This window comes from Oceanobacillus sp. FSL W7-1309 (assembly GCF_038002145.1).
In the GTDB taxonomy this organism is placed as follows: Bacteria; Bacillota; Bacilli; order Bacillales; family Amphibacillaceae; genus Oceanobacillus; species Oceanobacillus profundus.
The window spans coordinates 350,292-362,694 of sequence record NZ_JBBOBX010000001.1 but is presented as its reverse complement, the minus strand read 5'-3'; the positions used below and the strand labels follow the sequence as shown (position 1 = coordinate 362,694).

Annotated in this window: 15 protein-coding genes; 9 read left to right on the top strand and 6 right to left on the bottom strand. The window is 36.2% G+C overall.

Features of this window, described 5'->3' with window-relative positions; all coding sequences use genetic code 11:
• Window positions 1–2: 2 nt before the first annotated feature.
• The 3 genes from NST46_RS01565 to NST46_RS01555 all read right to left on the bottom strand — a co-directional run bounded on the left by NST46_RS01565 (window position 3) and on the right by NST46_RS01555 (window position 2,348).
• The gene (locus tag NST46_RS01565; protein WP_095313259.1) at window positions 3–188 is read right to left on the bottom strand and encodes a hypothetical protein; all 186 of its coding nucleotides are present in this window, start codon (window positions 186–188) and stop codon (window positions 3–5) included.
• Between the two features lie 198 nt (window positions 189–386).
• Window positions 387–974, bottom strand: coding sequence for a hypothetical protein (locus tag NST46_RS01560; protein WP_303447485.1), 588 nt, complete (start codon window positions 972–974; stop codon window positions 387–389).
• A 123-nt stretch (window positions 975–1,097) separates the two neighbouring features.
• Window positions 1,098–2,348: a DNA polymerase IV gene (locus tag NST46_RS01555; RefSeq protein WP_341136645.1), complete on the bottom strand. Its 1,251-nt coding sequence runs from the start codon at window positions 2,346–2,348 to the stop codon at window positions 1,098–1,100.
• A 137-nt stretch (window positions 2,349–2,485) separates the two neighbouring features.
• On the opposite strand from NST46_RS01555, the gene NST46_RS01550 reads away from it, so the two are divergent.
• The 9 genes from NST46_RS01550 (at window position 2,486) to NST46_RS01515 (ending at window position 9,140) form a co-directional block, all read left to right on the top strand.
• Entirely contained in the window at window positions 2,486–2,701 is a 216-nt protein-coding gene (locus tag NST46_RS01550; RefSeq protein ID WP_341136644.1) for a hypothetical protein, read from the top strand.
• Window positions 2,698–3,018, top strand: a complete 321-nt coding sequence (locus NST46_RS01545; protein ID WP_095313252.1) for a YolD-like family protein — start codon at window positions 2,698–2,700, stop codon at window positions 3,016–3,018. Before NST46_RS01550 ends, NST46_RS01545 begins: the two co-directional genes overlap by 4 nt.
• Window positions 3,019–3,320: 302 nt before the next feature.
• Complete coding sequence (locus tag NST46_RS01540) at window positions 3,321–4,451, top strand: tyrosine-type recombinase/integrase (protein ID WP_341136643.1); 1,131 nt, start codon at window positions 3,321–3,323, stop codon at window positions 4,449–4,451.
• A gap of 4 nt (window positions 4,452–4,455) precedes the next feature.
• Window positions 4,456–6,588 carry a tyrosine-type recombinase/integrase gene (locus NST46_RS01535; protein WP_341136642.1) on the top strand — a complete coding sequence of 711 codons (2,133 nt, stop codon included), beginning with the start codon at window positions 4,456–4,458 and terminating at the stop codon, window positions 6,586–6,588.
• Complete coding sequence (locus NST46_RS01530) at window positions 6,585–6,965, top strand: DUF6262 family protein (RefSeq protein WP_341136641.1); 381 nt, start codon at window positions 6,585–6,587, stop codon at window positions 6,963–6,965. The genes NST46_RS01535 and NST46_RS01530 overlap by 4 nt, the downstream gene beginning before the upstream one ends.
• A gap of 164 nt (window positions 6,966–7,129) precedes the next feature.
• Complete coding sequence (locus NST46_RS01525; RefSeq protein ID WP_341136640.1) at window positions 7,130–7,489, top strand: VOC family protein; 360 nt, start codon at window positions 7,130–7,132, stop codon at window positions 7,487–7,489.
• Between the two features lie 87 nt (window positions 7,490–7,576).
• Window positions 7,577–7,978 (top strand): GyrI-like domain-containing protein, encoded by a 402-nt coding sequence (locus NST46_RS01520; RefSeq protein ID WP_341136639.1) that lies wholly within the window; start codon window positions 7,577–7,579, stop codon window positions 7,976–7,978.
• Between the two features lie 157 nt (window positions 7,979–8,135).
• Window positions 8,136–8,219 (top strand): putative holin-like toxin, encoded by an 84-nt coding sequence (locus NST46_RS21840; protein ID WP_222863057.1) that lies wholly within the window; start codon window positions 8,136–8,138, stop codon window positions 8,217–8,219.
• Window positions 8,220–8,720: 501 nt separating this feature from the next.
• Window positions 8,721–9,140: a DUF3139 domain-containing protein gene (locus NST46_RS01515; protein WP_341136638.1), complete on the top strand. Its 420-nt coding sequence runs from the start codon at window positions 8,721–8,723 to the stop codon at window positions 9,138–9,140.
• 140 nt (window positions 9,141–9,280) lie between these two features.
• Here NST46_RS01515 and NST46_RS01510 read toward each other — a convergent pair whose 3' ends face one another.
• From NST46_RS01510 to NST46_RS01500, 3 genes are read right to left on the bottom strand one after another with little or no spacing between them, the layout of a single operon-like run.
• A complete protein-coding gene (locus tag NST46_RS01510) occupies window positions 9,281–10,447 on the bottom strand; it encodes a 2-methylaconitate cis-trans isomerase PrpF family protein (protein ID WP_340002204.1) in 1,167 nt (388 codons plus the stop codon).
• A 17-nt stretch (window positions 10,448–10,464) separates the two neighbouring features.
• Complete coding sequence (locus tag NST46_RS01505) at window positions 10,465–10,908, bottom strand: hypothetical protein (protein ID WP_341136637.1); 444 nt, start codon at window positions 10,906–10,908, stop codon at window positions 10,465–10,467.
• A gap of 1 nt (window position 10,909) precedes the next feature.
• The gene (locus tag NST46_RS01500; protein WP_095313244.1) at window positions 10,910–12,394 is read right to left on the bottom strand and encodes a tripartite tricarboxylate transporter permease; all 1,485 of its coding nucleotides are present in this window, start codon (window positions 12,392–12,394) and stop codon (window positions 10,910–10,912) included.
• Window positions 12,395–12,403: the final 9 nt, after the last annotated feature.

The following is a 12,403-nucleotide window of genomic DNA, read 5'->3' as shown; positions in this document are numbered from 1 at the left end:
TCCTATTGTAGAAATGGTAACAGCTGTTGTTGTGCCTGCCTTGCAGATTGTGCGTCTCGTTGTAAAATCGTTTTTAGTTCTGGGTCTGTTGCAGATGCCGCGTAGGATTCTAATTTGTTCGCAATCATTCCATGTTCACCAATCATTTTTCGTAAATTTTCTAGTTCGGTTTGTGTTAATTGATTCATGCAAAAGCTCCTTTCGAGTGGATTCATCGTTAGTTTAACCAGTAAAAGTTTGGATATTCTTCTATCCGGAATAGCTGTTTTTCGTTTGATAGGGGTAAGTTCGTCTTAGGTAAGTTTATTTGAGTAGAGATTGATTAGCGGTCAATGGAAGGAAAAAACGCGGTATTGGGATTCCTGTCTACCCAATATCGCGTTATATCAGTAAATTATATCTTTTCCCAAGCTCAATTCGTTGATTCTTTGTTCCTCTAATAAATACCTTAATCGCTCCTTCATTTCGTTGGAAGTGACAACACAACTTAAGATGGCAAAACGTGTCTTAATTTTCAATTCATATTGATCATTCACATCCTTGGAAAATCCATAATATCGGTGATTCACATCGATACGTACAAACTCAAATGATTTAATCTTCCTCCATGGGACAAAGCGCGCGCCACATAAGACTCCATCCTGTACGAACACAAACATATTGAAAAGGTTAGACAGATGGAAAATTGGAAGGATGAGTAGTAGGTATATAGACCAAAATAAATCAAAAAAATAGCTTGCAATGAGCATCGCGGTTAAATAAATAAGTGTTAAAGCGTAAATCATAATCCCAGTTTTTTGCTTTGAGTAGGTAGGAGGATATACAGGTTTTTCCGGGTGTTTTCGAATGGTATTAAATTCCTCGATCGAAGCAGGAAATACTATTTCTTGCTTCATTTTGATTAGCGTGATAATAAACCGATAACTGTATACGAAAATAATTGCTGCAAAAATCAGTTTCACGAATAATTCCATGTCCTCACCTCCATTATTTTCCTTATATCTATAATACGAAAAGGAAAGGCGGGAAGTTTCAGTAAAGTGTAAATTTCTAATAGAGTGGGGAAGAGGGACAAGCTAAGCTGTCCCTTGAGATTCCTAAGCAAAATGCCCACCAATCTTCTTACTGCGCTCCAACGTAATCCCTGCATCTGTATAACTGGAAGCGCGGAGAATAGCAGTGGATCCGTATTTATCACGAATCGCATCCATTACATAGCCGATGTCATTTTTCTTTGCGCGATCCTCAAATAAATCGAGCTGGACATCGGTCTGATCGAATAGCTTTGTTAAGGTGACGTATACATGTCTAATCATGCTTTTTCCATCATAAAATTCCTGAAATAATTGCATGCAAACTCCATACATATCCATGGTCACATTGGTAGGGATATCAATCGATCGGGAACGTGAAAATCCACCAGCTGTTTCTTTTGAATAGGAAATGCTAAGCTGGATGGTTCTTCCTGCCGTTCCTGCTGTGCGAGCCCTGCGGCATACTTCCTCACAAAGATCAAGAATGCAGTAAGAAACTTCTTCTCTCGTGTAGTCCCGAAGCAAAGATATGCCATGTCCGAATCCTTTTTGCTCTTGTTTTGTGAAGTCGCCAAAAACAGGGCTTAAATCAATTCCCCATGCATGCCAATAGAGTTGTTCTCCCATGACGCCAAAGCGTTTTTGTAAAAGCTCTAGTTTATAATTGGCGATTTGCCCAAGTGTGACAATTCCCATGCGGTGTAAGTTCTTCATCATTCGATGTCCGATTCCCCAAATGTTTTGAACAGGAGTTGGCCAGAGTTTTTCTGGTACATCCTCGTATTTGCATTCTGCAATCCCTGTTTTTTTAGCGTGTAAATCCATGACGACCTTTGCGAGAAATTTATTATCCCCAATCCCAATAGAGGAAGTAATTCCAAATCGGTCCAATATGTCACGCTGTATCTTGTATGCAATCTCCTGACGACTTCCGAAAAGCTTTTGCAGGCCATTTACGGTAATCCAAACTTCGTCAACCGAATATTGATGGATTGCTTCTGGTGGTGCGTAATCATGCAGTAATTTTGTTATTTCAACGGATACGTTTAAATAATCAGCCATATGGGCTGGCACAACGATAATGTTCGGGTCGTCTGGTAATTCGAAATAACGACTTACATTACTTACCCCATATCTTTGCTTTAAGGCAGGGGATGCTGCTAGTATAATACTCCCAGATCTGTTTGGATCTCCAACGACGGCAAGCATAACCTTCATCGGATCCTCATTTAGTTTCATTGCCTCGACGCTTGCGTAAAAAGAACGCATATCAATACAAAGCACATCATGACGGGGGTAAGAAGAATAGTCCAATTGACTCACTCCTTTAGAACGTTTGTTCCTAGTATATGCAAGAAAATGTAAATTATCAATGTTAATAAATAACAGTATATATGTTCGGTTTTTGTGGTATAATAGAACAAACGTTTCTATTTAAGGAGTGCGATAAGATGAAATTATTAAATCATGCTGTTCATAAGAAGATAAAGCTGGAAATGATTTATATGGCACGTAATGGTAAGGTTTCGCAACGATTTGTGCGTGTATTAGAGATACGTGAAGATCATATTTTAGCATATTGTTTTTATCGCAAGCGGGTCCGTACGTTCAAAATAGAAAATATTTTGTCGGTACAGAAAGCAAACAGGAAGGCGGCAAGTGCATGATACATGATCGCGGATCGAAGAAATGGACAGCACTCATGCTTCCAGAGCATATCGAAATGTTAAAAGCTTTACAGATTGAATATAATTATAAAGAAAAACCGATATTAGACGAACAACAGGTGGAAGAAAACGCGATAAAATTGCAGCTGGCAATCCATGATAACCTGACAATAGAGGTTAAATATTATAAAATGCATGATTATCATAAAGTAAAGGGTAAGCTGTTGAGCGTTGCTTTGAATGACTGCATTGTATTTGATAATGAGGAACGGACGAGAGTGAAATTTAGTGATATTATGGATGTTTTGGTCGTTTAGTTTTCTCATTTGCAACGAAGTGAAGTCTCGCGATCGATAGCAGCATTATAAACGAAAATGGAAAAATGGGAAAATATGTTCTGTTAAAAATACTGTATTATTGCTACAATAGAACTTGTACAAGAAGGTTTTCATGGTTAACTATACTATAATAATAGTGGGTTCTATGTTTAATATAACATGGATTATCCACTATTATTTTTTATTTTATAATCGTTTTATGTACTACTTCTAATTAGTATTGATTGTATAATATAAGACAAGATATTATTTGCAAATATATTAAGAAGGGGGAATGAAAAGTGAAGGTTCAAGAGGTATTATTAGAGAACCAGACAAAACGGTACATACTTTTAGATTATGCTGGTTTACCTGTTCTTCCTGTAATAAAATATTTAAAGTTTTTAGACACAACAGGTAAAAGTGGTAATACACAAAAAACTTACTGTTACTCATTAAAGCAGTATTTTACATACTTAGAGGCGACAAAAAAGGATTATAAGTACATAAAGTTAGAAGACTTAGTTGAATTTGTTGCTTGGTTAAGAAGTCCATATGAAAGTATAAAGGTTTCTTCTCTTCATCCAGTAAAGGCAAAAAGAACAGAGAAGACAATAAATTTGACGATTACTGTTGTTACAAATTTTTATGATTTTTTGTATAGAAATGAAGAGATACAAAATGACATGCTTAAAAAGCTAATGCAACAGGTCTTTACCGGAAGTAGGACACGTTACAAAGATTTCTTATATCATGTAAACAAAGATAAACCGTCCACTCGAAATATACTGAAAATAAAGGAACCTCGTAAAATAATGGAAACACTTACAAAAGATCAGGTACAACAAGTAATTTACGCAACAACCAATATAAGAGATACCTTTCTAATTCAGCTATTATTTGAAACGGGATTGCGTATCGGAGAAGTCCTTTCACTTTTTATGGTTGACTTTAAATTTGATCACAAAAATGGACACCGAATCAGTTTGGTAGACCGAGGGGAATTAGAGAATGGTGCAAAGCTAAAAACAGGCGAGCGTGAGATTTTTGTATCACAAACCTTAATGGATCTTTATGATGATTATTTATACGAAGTCGCAGACGAATTAAATTTGGTTGCAAACTTCGTTTTTATCAAAATACGCGGGAAAAACATAGGAAAACCGATGAATTATAGCGATGTAGAATCTCTATTCAAGCGTTTAAGAAAAAAGACAGGGATAAGAGTTCACCCTCACCTGTTTCGCCATACACACGCAACCATGTATTATCAAAATACAAGAGATATTAAACAGATACAGGAACGTTTAGGACATTCCCAAATTCAAACAACAATGAATTTATATCTTCACCCTTCTGAGAAAGATATCCGTGAGGATTGGGAAAAAACTGAGTCTGTATTTAAAATGAACAATAGTAAAAAAGGAGATTAAGAGAATGAATAAGCAAACTGAGTATTATCCTTATTTAGGAGACCAAGATTTACACGAACAACTGCGACAAGAGTTATCGACGTATCCATTAAAAATAGTACAAAAAGACGGTTTAAAGACTATAAAGAATGTCAAGAACTCTTATTTTCTCAAAAAAGATATATGGAACTATAGTTTTTTAAGTAGTATTAAGAACTTTGAACAAAAAAATAATTATACTGTTAAAGATAAAAATGTTTGTTTTAATTTTACAAGTCCGATTATTAAATTAGAAGTAAAGTATGTTTTTTATCATAAAATATTCAATGATGAATGGTCTTTATCGACTCTGTTTGGTGGTGGAAAAAAAGCAAACCATTTAAACAAATTAGCTTTGTTTATAGATCAGTATTATGCTGACCTTGACTCGTTACTTAATTTAGATATTGACAAGGCGGAGTTGGATTGGATTTATTGGTTAGAAAAGAAAGGTATTAAAACACATAGAAATATTCAAAATAAAATCTATGGAATTCGTACACATAAAAAGGAAATATCAAAGATATTAAGAATGCTATATTTAAATTTATATAGACTAACGGATAATCGTGACGAATGGGAAAAGGATAAGTGGGATGTACGAAATTTACATAAAGACTACGGTATTGATTATATCAAGAGCTCTACTAATTATATTGTTAATTTTACCAATATTAACGAAGTTAATATACGGAACCAGGTAAAAAAGTATTTCAAGCAACGATTACTAAGTAAAAACAATTTTTCATGGAGTACAGCACGGGAGTATATTAAAAGTGTATCAACTTTTTTAACGTTCATCCTTTCATTAGAACCTACTTGGACAAACTTAAAGGATTTAAAACGAGTAGATATGGAAAAGTATATTCGATGGTTACATAAATACGCAAAAGAAAATATAAAACAAGGAAATACAAACGAATATGTAGCAAGGTCATTAAAAAAAATAAATAAATTTCTTACGGACATTCAACACTATGAGTATGAACTTTCCCCAATATTAGACACTCGCTTATTAATATTTTCTCAGGATATTCCTAAGCCGCGAAAAAGGTCAATAGATCAAGTTAAATATATTCCTGACTTTGTATTAGATCAACTATTTAATCACATTAATGATTTACATAAAGATGTAATACCAATCGTATGGATTGCCTTCAAAACAGGGTTGCGTATCTCGGATATATTAGGGTTAAAAACTAATTGTCTGTTACAAATAAATGGCGAATACTCGATTGTAGCTGATATTGAGAAAACATATGTAAAAGGACACCGAATTCCTATTGATGAAGATTTGGCTAATATCTTAGCTGTTCTTATTCGAAAATCAAATGATAAAAGTAATATTGAAAACAATCCCCAAGGATTTATCTTCATTCGATATCGTGGTTCTCGAAAAGGAAAGCCATTCGCTCAAGGGTGGGTACAAAGTCAGTTAAATATACTGTCAAGGGAAAAGAACATTATTGATGAGAAGGGTGATTTGTTCCATTTTAACTTCCATCAATTTCGACATACCTATGCCGTCAAAATGTTAAATGGAGGAGCAGATATCATTACAGTTCAAGAATTATTAGCTCATGCCTCTCCCGAAATGACAATGCGCTACGCAAAGCTATTGGATAACACAAAAAGAAAAGTGTTTGAGAAAGTAGTTAAACAGGGAGTTTTTACTTTCGATTTAAATGGAGAGATACATCATATCCCAGAAAATCAAGAAGTCCCGGAAAACATCCTAGATATATTGTGGCAAAACGAAAAGCTTAACGCCTTAGAAAACCCCTACGGATCTTGCCGTGCAAGAGTCAATGGTAATTGTCCATTGGCAGCTGAACCTCCCTGTCTTACAGCTAATGATGGAAAGCCTTGCTTTGATTTAGCAGTTGGTATTTCTGATATGGATATTAAAAAATATGAACTTCACATAGAATCCACATCAAAAATGATCGAAGCATCAAAGCAATTTGGTCGAGAAGATATGATTGAAGCAAATCAAAAGAATTTGAAAAGATATCAAAAAATATACGATACAATTAAAAAAGGAAATGTAATTTATGGACGTCTTGATCGTTTAAAAAGAGAAATAGAACGAAAAGGAAAGAGTGGTGCTAAAACATGATTAATTATAATCGTAAGGAACATATGAAAAAAATACATGAAACAAGAAAAATGAACACACGTAAAAAAGTTGATGAAGCGATTCAAAGACTCATACGAGCCAATGAAAACATTAATTTCAATAGTGTTGCGGAAGAAGCAGGTGTAGCGAAGGCAACATTGTACAACAATACTGAGATTCGTGAAAGAATTGGGTTATTAAGGCAGCAGAACTCGCAAATCCCAACACCAAAACAACTAAAACGAGAAATAAACGACAACAATAAAAATGCCATTATAGAATCATTAAAACGGAAAATCAAGAAGCTAGAAGATGATAACAAACAACTACGGGAGCAGTTAAAAGTAGCTTATGGGGAGGTGTATAAAAAACTTTAGTCCTACTTTTTTTAAAACTATATAGGTTGAAGTAACGAAACCAACAAAACATTCTTATACAATTCAGCAATCGGGCCAGATTCTTGAACAAGAGAAGGAAATATTAGCAAGTGAATCGAATCACTAAGTTATCAATTAACGAGGAGTAGCAGGAGGTAACATAAATGAAAACAAGACTTTTACACGTTCGGGCAAATGTTAAAGAATTAGAAAGGGCTTTGAAGTGGTATAAAGATGTTTTAGGTTTTACCGTAGGAGGCTTATGGCCACCAGAAAAGCCTAATTATGTGCATTTTGAACATGAAGGAGGCGCAATGTTTGCTATAATGGAACATGAAAATTATCCTTCACCTGGACGTTTTAACTTCTATGTTGATGATGTAGATACACTTTGGAAGAAATTAAAAGATAATGTAGATGTAATAGAAGAGTTGTTTTCTACACCATATGGCAGCAGAAAATTCACTATCCTAGATATAGATGGTAATGAATTAGGATTCGTTCAAGACGAAACACTTTTATAGTTTATTCAAGCGTACTTCTTCAGCAAACTGACGCAAATCAGGAATAACTGGAACTTTATATAAAATACAATTTAAAGGGTGGTATTTATGGATCTGACAATTATTAATAAGATTAGGACGAATAATTTTAATGACGAGCGTGTCATGCAAAAGATCACTGATATGTGGAAAAGTGCATCAATTGAGTTATCAAAACACGAAGGAAATACATATGGTTTGTATCACGAATATGAGTCTGATTACCAAGGAGATTATACGTTAGGTGTTGCTATTGAAGGAAAAAATGAATCTTCAATAGTTATTCCTAATGATACAAAATACGAAATATTCAAAGTCAATACGGATGAGGAACAAGGTATATTTAATACATGGAATGAAATATGGAAAAAAGAAGAAGAAGGTCAATTAAAACGAGCATATACTTATGATTTTGAAAAGTATTACCCAGATGGCAATATTGATATTTATATTGCTGTTAAAGAAAAATAGCTTACTCAACAAAAGGGCGCGATTGTGTAACAAAAGGGATAATACATATTAGTCATATATAATATGTATTATCCCTTATTTTTTATGACTTTTTACAATTTAGGTCTTGATAACCATGAGTGGTGGCTCACCCCTTTTAATCGAAAGGGGGTGATGGATGATGACGGTATATGAGGCGTTGGTTCTAATGATTTCATTTGGAGCTTTAATTGTGGCTGTGCTGTCAAACCAAAAAAAATAGCCACCCCATAAGCCTGACGAGCAATTAGGGTGGTTATTGGTATAGCTCTAATGTGAGTCGCCCCCTTGAAGGGCTATTGTATGGTCGTTAGTGTAGCAGCACTAGCGACCTTTTTATAGTGTATGCAGATTTCTTACTTTATTATAACCGATATTGATGAAAATGAAAAATCAGAGGGTAATAATAGGGGGTTTTTCACGTTTAAAATAAATTATCCAATTGTTATAGCACCACTCAACCTCGCTATGACACTAAAAACAAACCATATAGCACCACCCGACCTCACTATGACACCAAACGCAAACTTATAGCACCACCCAACCTCACTATGACATCAAACGCAAACTTGATTTTGATTGAAATTTTAGGAAGTTGTAGAATAACTAATTGCTGCTAAGCTCTAATAAAGCTATAATCGAAGCAAAACGGAAAATGGTAAATGTCCTGAGTATGCCTGTTAAATAGATTAATTACAATTACGATGTATTGGAGCGACGCCAGATGAGTACCAAAAAGCTACTGATTATAGTTGGCATCTTTTTTATTGTACTTTTCATTGCTGTTCCAGCTGGCTTTCTTTATGTGCTAAACAATGGAAATCCATATACGAAATACCTTGTGAATAAGCATGTTCCACCACGTCTGGAGGAGATGGGGTATACAGAGGATCAAATGGAGGAGGCACATTATGTAGAACCGAAGCACTTAACGAATACGGATTATTATCAAGGACATTACATGGTTGTATTTAAAGATGAACCGAATATAACGTATTATTATGGAGTAACGAAAAAAGGAAAACAGGTTCAGCAATTTTGTGATAAAGATATCCTTTCAGCTGATGGCGTGACCGAAAGTTTTGAGGGAGAAACGAAGTATAGTGAAAAAGAATGTCAGCATTCCTTGGATAATAGGGGATAGATAGAATGAATTGCTGGAGAGAGGTATTTCAAGTTCGTTAAAGTTCAGGTTTTGTCTGTTACATGCTCAAGTAACAATAAATAATTCCAGGATGAGAAAAGCTTCTCGGATAAGAGAAGCTTTTTATCATGTAAAGTATCTTATTTACGAATCGACTCCGTTTCATTCCAAAATAATTCCTTAGGAACATATGCGTATCCTTCCATTAAACGTCGAGAGGTTCTTGCAACAGCGGTTTTTTCGAATTGAACATATTGACCATTATCTATAAATGTAATAAGGAAATCCATGGAACCAGACGGGTGACCGATGATGATCTCATCAGCATCAGGATTATTGCAGCACTCATAAACGACTGTTCCCTTCAGTTTAGCAGCTGCCGCAGTACATAGTCCGCCAGTAACGGGAAATGTTTTGTGCATTTTTTGCATGGACATTGCTCGAGCGGTTAAATGAATATGATCTCGTTTAACGAACTCGCCGTGTACCGTTGAATAGGTTTGACTAGGAGAAACCATGATTACTTTAGGACTGGATGGCGTTTCTTTTGTTGCGTCATGCGCATCGCTTACGAATCCAAGTTTTTCAGCAGCTGTTGAGCGTATTTTTTCCAGCATGCTTAAATGTTCTTTCGTAAGGTCTGTCGGCTGTTCTGTACCAGTTAAACCTAACTGATTTGCATGAACGAATACAACAGGTGCGGTTACGTCAACAACGCTGACTTCAACTTCTCCTGCTTCTGTTAAAAGTATTTCTTTTCGCTTTCCTGTAGGGAAAAGCTCGCCCGTTTTAGCCCCAGATGCATTTAAGAAGTTTAACATGATTTTTGCCCCTACTCCTGGTACACCGTCAATCGTGTAATCACCAGTTGAACGAGCTTTGCCAGACTCCACAGGAACTTTAGCTTCGATAATTCCATTCGTGTTCGTATTAAAAATCCTAACGGTGGTGTAAGGTTCCTGGGCAGCAACTAAACCTTCATCGATTGCAAAAGGGCCCACACCGCTTAAAATATTTCCGCAATTGGAGTTATAATCTACTTTTCCTGTGCCTACTCCAACCTGTCCAAACGTATAATCGATATCAGCGTCAGGTCGAGGGGAAACGCTGACAATCGCTAATTTGCTCGTAAGGGAATCGGCTCCCCCGAGACCGTCAATCTGTCTTTCATCTGTCCCGCCATATATCGATAAAATTACCTTGTCCCTAGTCATGGGATTTGACGGCAAGTCATTCTTTAATATGAAAACTCCTTTGCTTGTTCCGCCACGTATGATGGCAGAGCGGATTTTTTCATAATCTCGCATGTTTCATCCTCCTTGTCTTAAAGACCAAGTAAATTTGTTGGCCAGTATATATCGAGGGCCGAGCTCAATAATGAAACACCAATAAGTACAGCAATAATAGATATACCGGTGTGTATAAAATTCATCCTAGATTCAAGTATTAAAAACAGAATTAAGAAGATTGCAGTTGCAAGCATTAATCCTCCAATATAAATGAGTACTAAATAGCCGAGAATCCAGCCTATATATCGAAGTGGTGCAAGTAAAGAGATTTTAATTTGTTCTCCTTCCTTAACCTTTTGTTTATAGAGCTTGTAAACCTCTGTAATTAAATAGATTAATGTCAACGCAGAACCTGCAATGGATATATATAAAGGGAAAAACTGCGCTAATTTACTAAACGTTAAGGCTTCTATAATTGCTAGCGTAAACAGGATAAAAAGAAAACCACTGAATATAAGATTAAGGTAATCTTTGTTCATCTTAATTGATTCCTCCTTGTTCGTAATCCTTACTGAATCGTTTCATTATTGCTCCTCCTGAAAGAAGTACGACGATAATAACAGCAAGGAAAATAACGATTGGATTTGTAATCCATTCCCAGCCATATCTTTCAATAGAAATCCAATAATACCGTTCAGCAGGCAGGGCAAGGACAAAACCGATCAGCAGTGGTGGCCTTGGCCAGTCCAAGATGGTCATAACATAGCCAAGCAAACCAATCATGACAAAGATAATCAGGTCTCCCCAAGACATCGTACTTTGATAGGCACCGATTACAAGTAAAACGAGAAGGAAAGGAACGATTTTTTCTCCAGGTACAAAACTGATCTTCGAAATCGGCCGAACTAAAATCATACATAGCAGTGCTCCAAAAACATTAGCAAAAACTAATGTCCACACAATCGATAAAGTTACGGATAAATCAGTAGTGAGCATTTTCGGACCAGCTTCTAATCCCATGAGCGTTAGCCCACCCAGTAAAATCGCCGTTGTACCACTGCCAGGTATCCCGAAAAGCAATGTCGGTACTAAGGAACCCCCTTCTTTTGCATTGTTTGCACTTTCTGGAGCGATAACTCCACGAATATCTCCTTTTCCAAAATGGTTATTTTTCACTGTCTTTTGGCCAGCCCCATAGGCAATCCAATCAACAACACTACCGCCTAATCCAGGGATGAATCCAATTAAAACTCCGATTACAGCACTTCGGAAAACAAGGAATTTATTTTTTAATGCATCCATAACGCCTTTTAAAATGCCGCTTTGTAGTGTTGCATGATTTGCTACACTGCCTTTATTTGTCAGCATGGTGATGATGATAGGAAAGGCGAATATAGCCATTGCGACTACTGGTAAAGAAACGCCTTGCGTCAAATATAACGTGTCGAATGTGTACCGATATTCAGGAACAGCTGGTGCACTGCCGACAGAGCCGATTAGTAAGCCAAGGATTCCAGAAATGATACCCTTCAAAGGCGATTTACCAGCTAGTAAACCAGCCATGCTAAGCCCCAGCATGGTTAGCATAAATAATTCAGGTGAACTAAAAGACGTAATTAATGGTCTGGCAAAAGGGATTGTTAAATAAAGCGCAATCCCACCAATGACTCCTCCTATCATGGAACAAAAGAAGGCGGCCCCCATTGCCCTGGAAGCTTCTCCTCTTTTGGCTAAAGGAAATCCATCCATGATGGTTGCCTGTGAGCCAGATGTTCCAGGTATCCCTAAAAGAATTGATGGAAAGGTGTCACCAGTATGAATAACAGCAATCATTCCAATTAAAAGAGCCATTCCTACATATGGATCAAGACCAAAAACAAATGGAAGCATTAAAGACATGCCTACTGTGCCGCTTAAACCAGGCAGTAATCCAACAACAACCCCAATACCGATACCTATAAACATATAGACAAGTCTTGAGGGATCTAATACAATAAATAGCGCTTCAATTGCACTTTCGATCATGAAACTACC